This is a genomic window from Cyanobium sp. Morenito 9A2 (assembly GCF_024345575.1).
In the GTDB taxonomy this organism is placed as follows: domain Bacteria; phylum Cyanobacteriota; class Cyanobacteriia; order PCC-6307; family Cyanobiaceae; genus ATX-6F1.
The window spans coordinates 14099-29915 of record NZ_JAGQBJ010000018.1; the positions used below are offsets into that span (position 1 = coordinate 14099).

At 63.1% G+C, this 15817-nt stretch carries 13 protein-coding genes and 1 tRNA gene; 8 read left to right on the plus strand and 6 right to left on the minus strand.

Features of this window, described 5'->3' with window-relative positions:
* The first annotated feature begins 28 nt into the window (after positions 1–28).
* The 6 genes from der to proC all read left to right on the plus strand — a co-directional run bounded on the left by der (position 29) and on the right by proC (position 4780).
* Positions 29–1399 (plus strand): ribosome biogenesis GTPase Der, encoded by a 1371-nt coding sequence (gene der / locus KBY88_RS15200; RefSeq protein WP_254940786.1) that lies wholly within the window; start codon positions 29–31, stop codon positions 1397–1399.
* Complete coding sequence (locus KBY88_RS15205) at positions 1399–2331, plus strand: CbiQ family ECF transporter T component (RefSeq protein ID WP_254940787.1); 933 nt, start codon at positions 1399–1401, stop codon at positions 2329–2331. The genes der and KBY88_RS15205 overlap by 1 nt, the downstream gene beginning before the upstream one ends.
* A 24-nt stretch (positions 2332–2355) precedes the next feature.
* Positions 2356–2622 carry a PipX family protein gene (locus tag KBY88_RS15210; protein WP_254940788.1) on the plus strand — a complete coding sequence of 89 codons (267 nt, stop codon included), beginning with the start codon at positions 2356–2358 and terminating at the stop codon, positions 2620–2622.
* 13 nt (positions 2623–2635) lie between these two features.
* Positions 2636–3280: a YggS family pyridoxal phosphate-dependent enzyme gene (locus tag KBY88_RS15215; protein ID WP_254940789.1), complete on the plus strand. Its 645-nt coding sequence runs from the start codon at positions 2636–2638 to the stop codon at positions 3278–3280.
* 82 nt (positions 3281–3362) lie between these two features.
* The gene (locus KBY88_RS15220; protein ID WP_254940810.1) at positions 3363–3947 is read left to right on the plus strand and encodes a cell division protein SepF; all 585 of its coding nucleotides are present in this window, start codon (positions 3363–3365) and stop codon (positions 3945–3947) included.
* Complete coding sequence (proC, locus tag KBY88_RS15225; RefSeq protein WP_254940790.1) at positions 3944–4780, plus strand: pyrroline-5-carboxylate reductase; 837 nt, start codon at positions 3944–3946, stop codon at positions 4778–4780. Before KBY88_RS15220 ends, proC begins: the two co-directional genes overlap by 4 nt.
* Here the strand turns inward: proC and plsY are convergent.
* From plsY to KBY88_RS15250, 5 genes are read right to left on the minus strand one after another with little or no spacing between them, the layout of a single operon-like run.
* Complete coding sequence (plsY, locus tag KBY88_RS15230; protein ID WP_254940791.1) at positions 4777–5472, minus strand: glycerol-3-phosphate 1-O-acyltransferase PlsY; 696 nt, start codon at positions 5470–5472, stop codon at positions 4777–4779. The genes proC and plsY overlap by 4 nt on opposite strands.
* The gene (locus tag KBY88_RS15235) at positions 5469–6386 is read right to left on the minus strand and encodes a DUF3086 domain-containing protein (RefSeq protein ID WP_396103310.1); all 918 of its coding nucleotides are present in this window, start codon (positions 6384–6386) and stop codon (positions 5469–5471) included. Before KBY88_RS15235 ends, plsY begins: the two co-directional genes overlap by 4 nt.
* Before the next feature lie 56 nt (positions 6387–6442).
* Positions 6443–6883, minus strand: a complete 441-nt coding sequence (locus KBY88_RS15240; protein ID WP_254940792.1) for a DUF3119 family protein — start codon at positions 6881–6883, stop codon at positions 6443–6445.
* A gap of 26 nt (positions 6884–6909) precedes the next feature.
* Complete coding sequence (locus KBY88_RS15245; protein WP_254940793.1) at positions 6910–7659, minus strand: MlaE family ABC transporter permease; 750 nt, start codon at positions 7657–7659, stop codon at positions 6910–6912.
* Positions 7656–8981: an MFS transporter gene (locus KBY88_RS15250; RefSeq protein WP_254940812.1), complete on the minus strand. Its 1326-nt coding sequence runs from the start codon at positions 8979–8981 to the stop codon at positions 7656–7658. Before KBY88_RS15250 ends, KBY88_RS15245 begins: the two co-directional genes overlap by 4 nt.
* Positions 8982–9129: 148 nt before the next feature.
* Between KBY88_RS15250 and KBY88_RS15255 the strand changes: the two genes are divergently transcribed.
* Positions 9130–9200, plus strand: a tRNA-Gly gene (locus tag KBY88_RS15255).
* Positions 9201–10645: 1445 nt separating this feature from the next.
* Here KBY88_RS15255 and KBY88_RS15260 read toward each other — a convergent pair.
* Positions 10646–11554: a hypothetical protein gene (locus tag KBY88_RS15260; RefSeq protein ID WP_254940794.1), complete on the minus strand. Its 909-nt coding sequence runs from the start codon at positions 11552–11554 to the stop codon at positions 10646–10648.
* 2245 nt (positions 11555–13799) lie between these two features.
* Between KBY88_RS15260 and KBY88_RS15265 the strand changes: the two genes are divergently transcribed.
* Positions 13800–15080 carry a GSCFA domain-containing protein gene (locus KBY88_RS15265; RefSeq protein ID WP_254940795.1) on the plus strand — a complete coding sequence of 427 codons (1281 nt, stop codon included), beginning with the start codon at positions 13800–13802 and terminating at the stop codon, positions 15078–15080.
* Positions 15081–15817 lie beyond the last annotated feature (737 nt).

Genomic DNA, 15817 nt, shown 5'->3' on the forward strand with positions numbered 1-15817 from the left:
GACGCAACTGTTGTACGGATAAGTTTTCTTGGCGCTCCCTGTCGTCGCCATCATCGGGCGTCCCAACGTGGGCAAATCCACGCTGGTCAATCGGCTCTGCCGCAGCCGTGAGGCGATCGTTCATGATCAGCCGGGTGTGACGCGCGACCGCACCTACCAGCAAGGGTTCTGGGGTGATCGCACCTTCCGGGTTGTGGACACCGGTGGGCTGGTGTTCGATGACGACAGCGAATTTCTGCCGGAGATCCGCGAGCAGGCCAACCTCGCCCTGACCGAGGCCACGGTGGCTGTGGTGATTGTCGATGGCCAGCAGGGCCTGACTGCCGCCGACCAGACGATCGCTGAATGGCTGCGGGGGAGGGAGTGCCCGGTGCTGCTGGCGGTGAACAAGTGCGAGTCACCGGATGCGGGCCTGGCCATGGCCGCTGACTTCTGGGCCCTGGGGCTCGGGGAACCCCATCCGATCTCTGCCATCCACGGCGCCGGCACCGGTGATCTACTCGATCAGGTGATCGCCTTCCTGCCCGCCACCGAGGAGGTGGAAACCGAAGAACCCGTGCAGCTGGCGATCATCGGTCGCCCCAACGTCGGCAAATCCAGCCTGCTCAATGCCATCTGCGGTGAGCAACGGGCGATCGTCAGCCCGATCCGCGGCACCACCCGCGACACGATCGACACCACCCTCGAGCGCGAGGGCAAGACCTGGAAGTTGCTGGACACCGCCGGCATCCGCCGCCGCCGCAGCGTCAGCTACGGGCCGGAATACTTCGGCATCAACCGCAGTTTCAAGGCGATCGAGCGCTCCGATGTCTGCGTGCTGGTGATCGATGCCCTCGATGGTGTCACCGAACAGGATCAGCGCCTGGCTGGCCGCATCGAAGAAGACGGCCGCGCCTGCGTGGTGGTGGTCAACAAGTGGGACGCGATCGAGAAAGACAGCCACACCATGGCCGCGATGGAGAAGGAACTCCGCGCCAAGCTCTACTTCCTCGATTGGGCACCGATGCTGTTCACCTCCGCCCTCACCGGCCAGCGGGTGGAAAGCATCTTCGCGCTCGCCTTTCTGGCGGTGGAGCAGCACCGCCGTCGGGTCACCACTTCCGTGGTGAACGAGGTGCTGCAGGAGGCGGTCAGCTGGCGCTCGCCCCCCACCAGCCGCGGCGGGCGCCAGGGTCGCATCTACTACGGCACCCAGGTGGCGATCCGGCCCCCGAGTTTCACATTGTTCGTCAATGACCCCAAACTGTTTGGTGAGACCTATCGCCGCTACGTGGAGCGCCAGATCCGCGAGGGTCTGGGCTTCGAGGGTTCACCCCTGAAGCTGTTCTGGCGCGGCAAGCAGCAGCGCGACGCCGAGCGCGATCTGGCCAAATCCCAGGGGAAATCGGGCGGCCGCTGATGGACTGGCTTCGGCAGCTTCCCATCGGCCAGTACGTCGATGGCACCAGCAGCTGGCTGCGCCGCCTTGATCCCCGCCTCAAACTCGCCTGGACCATTGCCTTCCTTGTCACCCCGATCCTGGCGGGCCCCGGCTGGCGTCTGGCCCTGGTGGGCCTGCTTCTGCTGGTCACCGCGCTCAGTGGCCTCAGCTGGCGCCTCTGGAGACGCAGCCTGCCGTTGTTGCTCGCCCTGACCCTGCTGGTGGGCCTTCTCTCCGCTCTGATTCCCGTCGGCGAAGGCGCGGCGGGCCAGCTCAACCGTCCGCCGGCGGAGCTGTTGCTGAAGCCCGTGCCTCCTGGAGCTCCGCCGGCGACGCGCAGCGGTGAATCCTGGGAGTTGCTGCGCTGGGGCCCTCTGACGCTGGGTCCCTTGCCCCTGGGTCCATTGGTGGTGAGCCGCCGATCGGCGGAGCTGGGCCTGAACGGGGCGACCCTCCTGTTCACCGTGATCCATAGCGCCAACCTGCTGCTGCTGAGCACCCCGCCGGAGGAACTGGTCTGGGCCTTGAGCTGGTCGATCGCCCCCCTCGGCCGCTTGGGGTTGCCCGTGGAACGGCTCGGCTTCACCCTCTTGCTGGCCCTGCGCTTCCTGCCCTTGGTGCAGGAGGAGTTTCAGAACCTGCTGCGCTCGGTTTCCACCCGGGCGGTGAGCCTGCGGCGCCTGGGCTGGAAGTCCTCCCTGGGTCTGGTGCTGGCCGTGGGGGAGCGGTTGCTGGCCAACGTGCTGCTGCGCGCCGAGCAGGGGGCCGAAGCCCTGCTGGCCAGGGGTGGCCTATGGATGGCCCCCCAGGACCTGCGCCAGGCGCCCCGGGGCACGCTGGCGCTGGATCTAAGCAGTGCCCTGGCCCTGATTCTGCTCTTCGGATTGCGGTGGAAGTACGGTGCGCTCTGATCGGTGGCATCCCCTACAGACGACGTGAGTGCAGAGCGTTATCTCAATCACCCCACGTTCGGCCTGCTGTACCGCGTGGCCCAGGCCGGCGAAGGCCGCGATCTTTATGCCACCCTCTATGCCCAGAGGATGTTTTTCCTGGTGACCCTGCAGGACCGGGGGGCCCAATTCGAGGTGCTGCCGCTGATGGATGCCCGCCACCTTGCTGAACAGAATCTGGCGCGCTCCCGCCGGGATGGCAGCGAGGCCCACGCCCGCTGGCGTCAACTGTTCGACCAGACCTTCATCTGAGCGGAGACCGTCTGTGGAGGGCCTTCCCGCCCGGCTCGAACAGCTCCGTGCGGCGTTGCCTGCAGGGGTCAAGCTGTTGGCGGTCAGCAAAGGACAGCCCGCCGAGGTCATCCGCGCTGCCGTGGCCCTGGGCCTGGCCAGCTTCGGGGAGAGTCGGCTGCAGGAGGCGGAGGCCAAGCAGCGGGCCCTGGCTGATCTCGGACCCCTCGATTGGCATTTCATCGGCCGCCTACAGGCCAACAAAGCTCGGGGGGTGTTGCGCCAGTTCGGCACGATCCAGTCCGTGGACAGCCTGGAGCTGGCCCAGCGTCTGGGGCGCATCGCCGCGGAAGAGGGCTTGAGCCCGGCGGTGTTTCTGCAGGTGAAGCTGCGGCCCGATCCGGCCAAGGGGGGCTTCGATCCTGAAACCCTGCGGCGGCAATGGCCGGAGTTGGCGCTGCTGGCGCCGTTGCGGCCCATGGGCCTGATGACCTTGGCTCCCCTGGGTCTGGAGCGTGGAGGGCGCCTGGCGCTGTTTCAAGACTGTGCTGCGCTGGCGATGGAGTTGGGGCTCAAGGAGCTTTCGATGGGCATGAGCGGCGACTGGCCCGAGGCGGTGGAGGCGGGCAGCACGTGGGTGCGGCTGGGGGGGGCGTTGTTCGGCTCCCGGCAGGTGTGACGAGGGTTTCAGCTCCCAGTCACACCTTGCAACCCATCTCGTGGGACGCTATTTAGGTTCTGTGACCACAGAGGAATCCAAGGTGTCGTTGTTCTCCCGCCTGCGTGCCGTCGTCTCCGGAGATGACTACCTGGATGGTGACTACGACGATGAACTCGATTATGACGCCGGAGAGGGCAACGAAGGCCCGGCTGCGGCTCGCCACGGCTCAGGCCACCACGGTTCGGGGGCCCTGGCGCTCAGCAGTGATTTCAGCAGCGATGACCCTTTCATTGGCAGCAACGTGATTGGCATGCCAGGTCTGTCCTCTTCTGCGGCGGAAGTCACCTTGATGGAGCCCCGCAGTTTTGATGAGATGCCCCGGGCGATCCAGGCCCTGCGCGAGCGCAAGACCGTGATTCTCAACCTGACGATGATGGAGCCGGACCAGGCCCAGCGGGCCGTGGATTTCGTGGCTGGAGGCACCTTCGCCATTGATGGGCATCAGGAGCGTGTGGGCGAGAGCATTTTTCTGTTTGCCCCCAGCTGTGTGACCGTGACCACCACCAGCAGCGACGAAGCCTCCTCCCCCACGATTGTCTCGCGGGAGGTCTCCCATGAGCAGGAGGCCGCCCCAAGCCCCGCCTGGGGCCGCACTTCTGATCTCAGTGCCGGCCTGGGTGGTTGATTGCTACACCGGCGCTCCCATTTACCCCTGAGACCCTCGGGGTGATTGGCCTGGGCCGCATGGCCCAGGCCTTGCTTCTGCCGGTGCTCAAGGGGGGCCAGATGGCCCCTGACTCCGTACGGGCTGTGGTGGCTACCGAGGCCTCGGCTCAGAGCCTCTCGGCGCTCCACGGCCTGGAGGTGAGCACCGATGCGCGCCGCGCCTGGATGGCCCCCGTGGTGCTGCTGGCAGTCAAGCCCCAGCAGCTCGCGGACCTGGCCGCCACGGCCCCCCTCCCCATGGCCGGCGCCGATGGCACCCCCGCGCTGCTGCTTTCGGTGCTGGCGGGCGTCAGCCTGGCCCGGCTTCAGGCCCTTTTCCCTGGCTGGGTGATTGTGCGCGCCGTGCCCAACACCCCCTGCCTGGTGCGCGCCGGCCTTACGGCTTTGGCCTGGGACGAACGCGTCAACCCGGCCCAGCGCCAGTGGGTTCTGGAGCTGTTTTCACGGGTGGGGGAGGTGTCGGAGCTGCCGGAGAGTCAACTGGATGCCTTTCTGGCTCTCACCTCCTCGGGCCCGGCCTTTGTGGCCCTCGTGGCGGAAGCCATGGCCGATGGGGCCGTGGCCGCCGGGTTGCCCCGGGCTCTGGCCCAGCACCTGGCCAGCCGAACCCTGGCGGGCACCGCGGCCCTGCTCAGCGAGCAGGAGCTGCACCCGGCTCAGCTCAAGGACATGGTCGCCAGCCCCGGGGGCACCACCATCGCCGGATTGCGGCAGCTGGAGCGGGCGGGGATGCGCTCGGCCCTGATTGAGGCGGTGCTGGCCGCCGCCGAGCGCAGTCGCTCCTTCGCCTAGCTCTGATCGCTTAGAGCCCCTGGTCGAGGCTCCCTTGCGTCACTGGGGGTGGCGCGCGGGGACCCCAGCTTCGGTTCCGTGCCCGCCAGCAGCCGCTTGATGTTGCTGCGGTGGCGCCAGAGCACCAGGGCGGTGGTGAGCAGGGCGAGCAGCAGGTAGGCGGGCCGCAGGCCACTGCCTTCGGCGGTGAAGGAGCCCAGCATCAGCAGCGGCAGACTGAGGGCCGCCACCACGCTGGAGAGCGACACGATTCGGCTGAGGCTCAGCACGGTCAGAAAGATCCCTAAGCAGGCCAGGCCCACCAGGGACACCAACCCCAGCAGCATTCCCAGCCCGGTGGCCACCGCCTTACCCCCCTTCCAGCCCAGCCAGATCGACCAGCTGTGGCCGGCCAGGGCGGCCAGGCCGCTGGCCACCACCCACCAGTCGCTGGCGGCTCCAAGATCCAGCGGTGGCAGCAAGGTTTTGGCCAGCAGTACCGCGGCCGCTCCTTTGAACACATCCACCAGGAACACCACCAGGGCTGGGCCCTTGCCGACTTCCCGCAGCACGTTCGTGGCGCCGGTGGAACCCGATCCCACCAGCCGCAGATCGAGGCCCTTGAGCCAGCGGCCCGCCAGCCAGCCGCTCGGGATCGAGCCCAGCAGGTAGCCCGCCAAGAGGGTGAGCAGCAGGGTGAGTGGTGCGGTCACAGCAGGTCGTCTTCCAGGGCCAGTTCGGCGGGATCGGGGGCAAAGGCCAGCCAGAGCGGGAACTGCAAGATCGGAATGTCCACCACCTGCTCGGCCGCATCGACCACGATCAGGGGCAGTTCACCGCGCTCCTCCAGTCGGTCGGCCCGCTCGATCAGAGCATCGGGTCGCTCGAACAGCACGATGCCGCTGTTGGGGCCGAAATCCTCCCGGGCAAGGCCGAGGCAATCCTGCAGCCCACGGCGCCATTCCCCCAGTCGCTCCGGTTGACCCGCCAGCACCAGGGTCTGCAGGCGTTCGCCATACAGTTCCCCGAGGATGGCGATGGCGGCAGCGGCCACCAGGGCGTTGCGGTTGCGGCTGCCGGTGCTGGGCTGGGCACCGCGGCCCCCCTGGCTCAAGAACCAGTCGTCGAGCAGCGTGGCGCCGGACGGCTCCAAGCTCCGGCGCAATTTCCAGGGGTCGGCGAAGAAATCAGGTTGGCCCTGGAAGCGCTCCAAGCGGTCCCGGATGAGCTCCTCGTCTTGGCTGAACAGTCCGGCCGCGGCGACAGAGGCGACCGGGTTGGAGGCTTCCGCCGCCGTCTGGGTCTGCTGATCGAGGGGGGAGGGCTGCACCCGCAGGGGCTGACTGACCAGCTCCATGGACTCCGCCTGGATCACCAGGTCTTGGAGGGCCCCCACCAGGTAGTCCTGGAAACCCTTGAGCCGGCGGGCGATCGCATCGGACTGGCCGGCGAAGCTGGCCCCCAGCTCCTGCTGCAGCACGGCGCGCCGGCCTTCGAGCTCCTTGATCTCGCTCTCCAGCTCAGCCCGCCTCTGGCGCAGGTCGGCCAGGGCCAGATCCAGCAGCTCGGTGGTGGCAGGGTTTTGGGCTTGCTCTGGGGCTTCAGGGTCCTGAGGCGGCGTGGTCACCAGGACGGCTTGGCGAGGGAGCCCAGGGTCTTGAAACTCGGAAGCGTCGCGGTCAGTCATGGCACATGGAGGTCGAGCTGGCGGCGCAGTTCTTTGGCATCGAACAGCATTGGCAGGAAATGAACGCTCTTCTGTTCACGGAAATAGAACAGCACCGGCAGCGGTGCCCAGAACAGAGTCCAACCCAGCCAGGCGTCGTAGGGGAAGCGCCGCAGTTCCTTGGACTGGCGCCAGACCACCAGGGCATCGGCACTGAACTGCAGCCGCAGAAGGGCGGTTTGCGCCATCAGGAACAGGCCGAACACGCCGATGACCGTGGCCACCCCCAGCGCAGGAGCCCAAAGCAGCGACAGGGGCACCAGAGCGACCCCCAGCAGCACCACCCCGAGGGCGACACCGAAGTGGGGAGCAAGGATCACCCCAGCACTGGGGTCCGGAGCGCTCAGCGCAGTGGAGGTCGCCTGGGGGGAAGCGTTTGAGGGAGGGGGAACAGCCATGGGATCCATTGTCTGTGCCCGAGGGCTCACTGGCCGAACAGCAATTGGGTGAGCACCACGTCCATCAAGGCCACGGTCACCAGGACCATCACCACAGCCCCGGTGGTGGTGGTGCCCACCTCCTTGGGCCCCCCCTTGGTGCTGAGACCCCAGCCACAGGAGATCACAGCGATCTGGAGTCCAAAAACCACCGCTTTGATGAGCATCGAGGGCAGATCGGAGGGCTCCATCCAGCTGCGCACTGAGTTCCAGAACACGGCCGGCGGGATGCCATAGAGCGCCGTGCTGCTGACCTGCCCGGACCAGACCGCCACGGCGAAGAAGAGCAGGCACTGCACCGGCGCCATGATCACCATCGCCATCACCCGCGGCACCACGAGGTACTCCACCGGATCGGTGCGCAGCATCGTGATGGCGTCGACCTGCTCGGTCACCTTCATGGTGCCCAGCTGGGCGGCGTAGGCCGTGGCCACCTTGCCGGTCATCAGCATGGCGCTCAGCAGCGGGGCGATTTCCCGGGAGAGTCCCAGGGCAAGGATGCCCCCCACGGTGGATCCAGCCCCCTGTTTGGTGAGTTCGGCGGCCACCTGGATGTTGAACACCGTGCCCGCGGCGAGTCCCGTGATCAGCACGATCAAGAAGCTGCCGGGGCCGGCCTCCATCATCTGCTCGAACAGATCATTCAAGCCAATGCGCCCCCGGGCGATGGCCGAGACCGCCTGACCGCCGATCAGGGCGCTGGCGCCCAGACGCCGTAGCCAACGGGGCGCTCTCATGGCTCCACGGCACGGGTGTGAAGGCCGTGTTCGGGCCAGCGACGCATCACCAGGAGACCCAGCACCACCATCACGGCGGGGATCAGGCCCATGCACAGCCGAATCGTGAACAGGGCGCTCTCGGGTTGGAGCTGGGCCAGCTTGGCCTGGTAGCCGCTCAGGCTGAGCACGTTGCCGAGCATGAACACCGCCAGGCCGATGCCCAGTTTCTGGGTGACCACCATCCAGGCCGTGTAGAGGCCGGCGGGTCGGTCAGGATCGGCGTCGATCGCATCCGGAAGCAGGGCCCAGGGGATCAGGTACGCGGTGGCGGCCCCCAGTCCCAGTACAAGGATCGTGGCCACCAGGGCCGTGAGTTTGAGGGCATTGGCCACCGAATCCAGTGGGCCGATGGCGCCATCAAGGGGAACCAGCACCATGGCGATCAGGCAGGCACCAATCCATAGACCGGCGCCCCAGCGCAGGGCGAACACCCGGCCGCGGCGGTTGGCGACCCGGCTCCAGAGTTGCAGGCCCGCCAGGGCACTGAGCTGGAAGGGCAGCAGGATCCAGGTGCTCCAGTTCTCAGGCAGGTGCATCACCACCCCGAGGTAGATCAGCGACACGGGTTGCATCAGCTGCAGCCCGCACCAGAGGAGCAAGTAGAGACCAAGCACCCGCAGGAAGCGGCCGTTGCGGGCCAGGCGGCGCAATTGCTGGGCCAGGGGTTCCGGGTGGCCCGTGGGCCGTTGGCAGTTGCGAGCAAAGGGAGCCAGCCCCCAGGCGCAGATCAAGCTGGTGACGCTGATGATCACCCCGGTGAGCAGTCCCATCTGCAGATAGCCGCTGGCGCCCCGCTGCACCAGAAGGGCACCGATCACGAGACCCGCCAGCCCGGCGAGGATCGAGCCGGTGAAGCGGGCCGCATTCAGGCGCGTGCGCAGGGGGGTGGAGCCGGTGAGTTCGGCGGCCAGGGCTGAGTAGGGCAGGTTGACGCAGGTGTACAGCCCCTGGGCCAGCATCTGGATCGCGATGATGATGGCGAACTTCTGCCACGGTCCCCCTGGGGGAACCCACCAGACCGCCGCCATCGCGGCGCCAAGGGGCAGGGCGCTCCAGGCGATCCAGGGCAGCCGCGGCCCCCAACGGCTGTGGGTGTGGTCGCTGAGCCAGCCCACAAACGGATCGTTGATGCCGTCCCAGACCTTGATCAGCATCAGCACCAACCCGGCCATCCAGGCGGGCAGGCCGGCGATGGCCGTGTAAAACACAAAGAGGTAGAAGCCCAGCAGGGTGGCCGCCAGGCCGGTGCCCCCATCGCCGAAGCCGTAGGCCCAGACCATGCGGTGCTGGGCGGAGACGGGCAGGTCAGCGGCGTCTTCGCCAGCGAAGGCAGGGGTACTCAAGCGTTCGAGGGGCGCATGCAGGCCATAATGCTGCAGCCGACCGGAGTGTTCCGCCCCGGCTACCCAGGGGTACCTCTGTACTGCTGCGGGCGTAGTTTAGTGGTAAAACCTCAGCCTTCCAAGCTGATGATGCGGGTTCGATTCCCGCCGCCCGCTTGTCTACAGCAACAGGGGCTTTTGGCTCTGAATCCCTGCTGGAACTTGCTTTTGGCGCACTTGCGCCCCCCCAGAGGCTGATCGCAACGGTGGTGTCTCACCCGCCGTCTCGGTGGGGCTGCCAGCGCTGTTGAACCGTTCTGCATCGCCGAGGTCCTCGGCGGCTGAAGACCGCTGCCTTCAGCGAGCCCAGGCTGTTCTGAGGCGCATTCATGCCATCGACCTGGCGTCGGATGTTCGCAGCATCATTTGCAGCAACTGCTCGGTGCCCTCACAGGGCCATCGCCGTCCCAGAGCGCCAGGCAGTGGCTCGATTCACTGGCGCGGATCGGGGCGGACAAGCCTGAGGGCGCAGTCTTCAGATTCAGATCCAGGCCAGGGTTGCTCTGCTGGGCTGGGGGGAGCGCCAAGCGGCGTCTGGGGGAGAGGTGAGGCACCGCAGAACTGGGCCGGGTTTGTGGGGTGATCCCGCGCCGGCAAGGCCATTCCAGATCCTTGCCGGCGGGCTGCCTGTCGGCTGGAGGCATGCTGACGCCTTCGCCCAGAAGTGCTCCAGCACTTGCAGATCCTTCCGGGGCCGGCTCCGGTGCTGGAGCTGCACCTACATGGTCGCCCCCCGTGGCGAGACCCGGCCGCGGCGGCTGCGGGCCTGCTCTCTGACGTCTGGGCGTACGGCTGGTGACTGGATGAGCGCTTTCCGATCAGGAGCTGCCGCCGATGCACCCGGCCTAGGTGGTGGTTGTGTGGGCCATGGCCTGATGATCGACCCCTCTGAAAGGAGTTGCGGCGCGAGTCCGAGACCAAGCAAGGGCGAAGAACGCTTTCAGGACCTGTGCGACGACGATTCGGTAGGCGAACCGGTCGCGTTGATTCACTGCTTTCGCGACCAAGGGTTCAGCGAAGACTCCCTGGTTATGGTCTTTGGTCGCTGGTGAACGGCGCCTCCAGTGCGAACGACGCTGGCAGCTGCTGTGGGCCGGGGGCTTCACCATGAAACGAAATCCGCCACAGTCCCGAAGCCAAGGGCTTCTCCGCAGGAGTACAGAGCATCCCCAAGCTCATAACCGCTGAGCAACTGTTCGCCCGGGGCACGACCGTGGCCCATCTCTGCCAGCCCATCGAGGTGAGCCAGTCGACCGATCCGAGCCACCACCGCTGGTGTCAGCCATCCGCAGGGGAAGCAGGCCGAGGAAGATGCTTGTCTCGATGTCAACCCCCATGGCAGAGCGCTTTGCCCACGCCCTCAGACGCTGCTGCACGGACAGCGGCATTAACTCCAGGGTCTCGATTCAGCCAGGATCCATGAAGGGGGTCGCGTCAGTGCTGATGCAGGTGGATCGTGGGCAACAGGCCTATGCTCTGCGCTCCGGGGAGGGTTGCTCAAGGGTTGCCTCTGTGAAGGTTTGTTGGGCCATGCTCGATGCTTGCTCCTACACCCTTAAGGGCTAATCGAGAAGAGCCTCAGGATAAAAGCGTTCTAATAGCGGCTGGTAGTGGATGCGGATGTAGGTAATAACCGCTTTCGGTAACTCTGAGCGCCAGGCATCGGGATGCCCCGAGCGATAAGGTGAATTCTCGTCAATCACGCCGGGGTCCCGGCCTCCTGACATGGCCTGAAAGGTGAAGTCATGGGGTTCGGGCCAGATGTAATTCGCTGCCTTTGCTCCGATTGCACCCGCAAAGACATGATTAATCTGGTTGCCAAAATCCTCCATGCGCACTGTCTTGAAGTGGTCGTCTTCGAAGTTCCATTGACGCAGGGCGCAGAGCGGCCCGGGGGTTGCTGGATAGAAATCGCTGCGCTCGCAGAACGCCACCGTGAGTGCCATTCCCTCATCGCCAGAACATTGCTCCAGGATTCTGCGTTGAGCCGCTAGTATTGATAAACCAACGGTGTGATGAAGCCGTAGATGAGAGTAATAAGCGGATTGGACTACATTCAGGGGATTGCGAATGATGTGGACCCCGCCGCCATTGATCCGCTCCGCCAGAAAGGGATAGGAGGCATTCCCCAGAAAGCTCACATCGTGACGGCCGGAAGGAACAGTGTTTCCCTTGCCGTTGCCGAAGAAGGACAAGTTATTAACTTCACAGAATTTTTTCACATATCTGGAGCTGAGCGACGAGGCGCACTTGTGATGCCCCACGAAGAGCATTGGTTCGTCCGGTCCTCCAAACGCCAATCGATTGGCTCCTTTGGGCCCTGCTCCGGAGCTCGGTTCGAGGGTAACTGAGGTCAGATTGGCTTTCTCTGCATTCTGAGTGAGGTCATTCGCCTTGAGTTTTGCCTGCTTCGCAGCGCGCCGTTCGCTGCGACGTTGCTCGAGGATCAGCTGCCTATCCCGCTCGTCCATTGTTCACTCAAAGCTCGTAGGCTCCGTCCATTCCAGCATGGGGGCACATCTAATCGATGGCCCGTTCTCATGCGCCTGCCATCAACGACAGAAAACTGCCTGGCAGAGGACGATCGATCTCTTGACCGCCACGATGACTTTCAGGTGGTTGCCAGCTTTGTCCTGTTGACGTTATGCCCGCCAGCGCTGATTTGGATTGACAGTGAAGATGATGCGGATGACTGCAGGACTGAACTCGTCATTCCCCGATCATACTGTTGTTCTAGTGGGCCTGATTCATGGTTTGAGTGGTTGTGTTGTGCTCACCAGGTCACTCATCAACCAGTTGCCGTTGAAGGCCGTGCTGAAACCTGCGGCCCCCGAGCGCGATGGGGCACCTGCTGCCGTTAGGGATCCCGCGGGTGCGGGGTAACCAGCGGTTGCCTTCGTCCGATGCCTGGACGGCGATCACCTGGGCCCATTCCGCCCCGGTGGTACCGATGCAGACGACGTCGGCCGGAGGGCCTTGCGCTGGGCCATGCCACTGGTCTGTGGCCTATGGGGCTTGGAGCGGATGGGTTTCGATCCAGCGCTCGGCAGGCTTGTCGCCACTCACCTGAGCGTGAGGTGGAGCCGCTGCCGGAGGGGATCCTGCGGAGGGTGTTCCTTCGCCCCGAGCACCATCCGCTGGCCCGAACCAGGGAGTCAATGGGTTGTTCTGCTGCTCGTCCGCGCGCACCTCGACGTCCTCCGCCAGGTTCAGTTCACGGTGCTCAGGACAGGTGGGCGGCCACGTCGATCACGATCACGACGGACTCGGTCCCGTTGGCGGTACCCCTGAGCCGTCTTGAAGGCAATCACCTCTGATTCGATGCCAGAGACGCACAAACCTGGCCAGCGGACACTCCTGCGGAGAGGCCTGCGCCTCACGCTTGCCATGGACCATGGTGCGCCCACAGGGAATGCCGAACAGGAACCTGTTGCGTCGCAGAAGCACAGGGGCCTGGATTCAAGGTTGCATTCCTCTGGGGAAGGTTTCGGCTTCATCGGCCCCTGCCCCAGGGCGCGCATCACCCGTCCGATGGCCCTGGGGGCGCCATGGGGGTGTTGACGATGCGGGAGGAGCGCGCTGCCTCGTTGGATGCGTTGCGCGGGCTGTAGTGCTTGCTTCCTGCGTTGCCCTGCGTCATCGATGAGAAGCTTTGCCCGGTTTGCGCCGCAAGGGGCTCTGGGGCGGCACGCCGTGATTGAGGTGGTGGCCGATCAGGGCGTACCCGACTGAGGGCTGTCCGTCGGGTCATTGGACGGCAAGGCAGGGTGCGCGTGGGCTGGGTCGGCGGAGCCAGTCCGACCCTGACGGCTTCTGATCCCTTGTCTGCTAGACGAAAAGGTGGTGGAACTTCACGTTTCACCCGGGGGGCAGCCATGGGAGGCTGTTGCGGAAGCGTTCTTCCCCATGGCGATGGGCCGGCCTGATTGCCCAACTGGTCCTTGAAGCGCAAGGAGGGGAGCTAACTATGGATAACGCCGCTTGTGCATTGCAGCAACCACCGTTAGTGCCACATGGGCCTCAGATGTGTGACGAGCCAGCGACACCAGCGTCCGGGCCATGGAGATCTGTCAATACAGTGGCCACGTTATCGACCGCCGCGCCAACGGCCTCTCTATCGCTGGAGCCGTGCCACGCCGCGCTGATCGTAGCCGTAGTGGTGTGGATTCATCCACACCCTCATGCGCGATTGCTCAAGCGGCTCCGTTGGTCATGGAGGAGTGAAAGAGCCGAGGGTGACTTTGGAGAAGGTTCAATCATCCAATCTGGTCTTGGATGCGGTATCGGCAGATGCGACAGCGGGTGTGTGCCACCAGGAGGCGCACCATTTCAAAGCGAAGGCTGGTGCAGCCAGCCAGCAGCAGCTCCCTCGGCTGGGCTTGACCTGGGCACAGGAGCGGAGTGTCATCATCAATGTGATGGCGTAGAGGCCGTAGATCAATGGGGAAGCCAGCCCTGCCGAACTCAGCAAGCGAATCTGTCCATGTAAACCACTTGGATGGCAGGTGATTTGCGACATGCGTTGAATCGCTTCACGACTCCAAAGCAATGGAATGGATGGCCCTGCAAGCGGTTGGCCAGGGTTTGTGCACAGTTGTTTGATGAGAAGCTGCCGTTCAGTTGGATGACCTGTGAAGGCTGTTGGATTTCAGCTCCGAGGGCTTGCCGTTATCGGTCGCAACTAGGGCTATGCTTTGATTAACTGAGGGTCTAGCAATGACCGCGCACATAGATCCGCCTTCTTCCACGGCCCCCTTGGAGGATAGCGAACTTCTGGATCGGCTTTCAGTGCCCGGTCGGCCGGCGCTATTCTCGTATGAGATCGCAGGCGAAAAGCGGGTAACATCAAATACGTTTTACCGTGGTTCTTCGGCAAATTATCATCCCAATAGGGCTGATATGTTGCATTCATCCTCTATTCCTGAGTATATTCTCGCGGGATGGATGCCTCAGGAGCCGTTTATTGAAGGCTCCTCAAAGCTTGTGGCATTCGGGTCCTGTTTTGCCAAGAACATTGGCCGCTATCTCGCTGGAATAGGCTATAACGTTACCACGAAAGGAAAAGGTTCTACCTACGTTCAAGCCATTGGCGATGGAATGGTGAATGTGCATGCGATCTGCCAGCAATTTGAATGGGCGTGGGAGAATCGAAAGCCGACCGTTGAGCTTTGGCATGGCTGGAAGGCCGAAGAATATGGCTACGATGAAGACATCAGGGTGGCCACCAAGAAGTTGTTTGATGAGGCTGATGTGTTCATTCTCACGTTCGGACTCTCTGAGGTTTGGTTTGATTCGCACACTGGAGAAGTTTTTTGGAGGGCCGTGCCGCTTGATAAGTACGACTCTGCTCGCCATGGTTTTAAGTGCGTTCGGTTTGCCGAGACGTATGAGCGCCTGCGCAGGATCTATGATTTGATCAGAAAGTACAACCCATCTTCTACTATTGTATTTACCCTATCGCCAATTCCGATCAACGCTACGTTTCGACCCGTGTCTTGCATAACCGCTAACGCAGCATCCAAAGCAACACTGAGGTCTGCCATCGATCAGCTCTATGATGAGGTTCATCAAGATGACTCATCATTTTATTATTTCCCTGCCTATGAAATTGTTAACAATGGATTTGTCAATGGTCTGGGCTCTGACATGCGCCATCCCAGTCTTCATGCCGTCAACTACTCTATGTCTGCATTTGAGCGGTATTTTTGTAGAACTGGTATGACTGATGAGAGGCTGGGAGCGATTCTCGACGAGGCGATTAGAATGGACTCTGGCCTAGATCCCGCTCAGTTCGATGAGATTCGTCGCCGACTGGAGGAACAGAAGCCATTATCGATTGATCGAGAGGTGGCAGTGCTCAAAAGTGAGCGAAGCCGCGAAGAGCGTCGTCAGGCCGTTGAGATGGCTCGTGAGGCCAAGCGTAAGGAGAGGCTGGCGAGTCAGGATGAGCGACGCCGGCCTAGTTCCCACGGGCAGGATACTTCTGTCTCGGAGTGATTGAGCTTTGGATCAGTTTTTTCTTTCTGGTGACTCGTCAGGCACCAATGCGATAGAGCATGGAGTATTGCCGAGTTTTCTCTATTAATCGCTCTTTCTTTGAGACGTCTCTGACGAATGAGATTGATGAGCGCAGGATGAAAGTGCCGATTCTCGGGCTGTATCCATCTGTTGCAGTGCATTAATTCGCCACGGCTGATCTGGCTGATGTCAGTTATTATGGCGATATGGTTTTACTTTTTTCAAGCGATTAACAAGGAAGTGGCCAGCATTCTTGAACAGTAAAGGTGAAGTCGAATGTCAGCATTTACTGCGCAGTGCTCACCCTGCTTCTGCCTCTCCGATCGAATGTGGCTTGTGGCTTTTTCACGTATGCAGTTCATGATGCAGCTGAAGATGAGATCAACTCCTGCCAGGCAGATGGATCGGACACCGATCCGCACCCTGCCATCTTCGGCGAGTAGGGGTCTACGTATCCCCTTCTCCTGAATTCTGCTTTCTAGCTGGCCATCTTCGGTAGACCTTGATCATCCACGCCAGCTTAAGCTGAATCAGTCTAGATAGTGTCATTCCAGGTTCTTGATGTTGCTCTTTTTGGAGCGTCAGTGAAGATCGGTTTAGTATCATTTTTGGCAGTATGTTTCTCCTTCTACTGGCTGATTGAACTTCATCAATTGGCTCTCAAGGTGTGAGATCCGCTGCTTCTCTTACGCAACCATCTGATGGCTGAGTCACAG

Bases quoted from the DNA above. Each gene is read 5' to 3' on its own strand.
- KBY88_RS15205 (WP_254940787.1), top strand. From the start codon at position 1,399: ATGGACTGGCTTCGGCAGCTTCCCATCGGCCAGTACGTCGATGGCACC.
- KBY88_RS15240 (WP_254940792.1), bottom strand. From the start codon at position 6,883: ATGGCTGTTCCCCCTCCCTCAAACGCTTCCCCCCAGGCGACCTCCACT.
- KBY88_RS15245 (WP_254940793.1), bottom strand. From the start codon at position 7,659: ATGAGAGCGCCCCGTTGGCTACGGCGTCTGGGCGCCAGCGCCCTGATC.
- KBY88_RS15250 (WP_254940812.1), bottom strand. From the start codon at position 8,981: ATGGTCTGGGCCTACGGCTTCGGCGATGGGGGCACCGGCCTGGCGGCC.
- KBY88_RS15260 (WP_254940794.1), bottom strand. From the start codon at position 11,554: ATGGACGAGCGGGATAGGCAGCTGATCCTCGAGCAACGTCGCAGCGAA.
- KBY88_RS15265 (WP_254940795.1), top strand. From the start codon at position 13,800: ATGACCGCGCACATAGATCCGCCTTCTTCCACGGCCCCCTTGGAGGAT.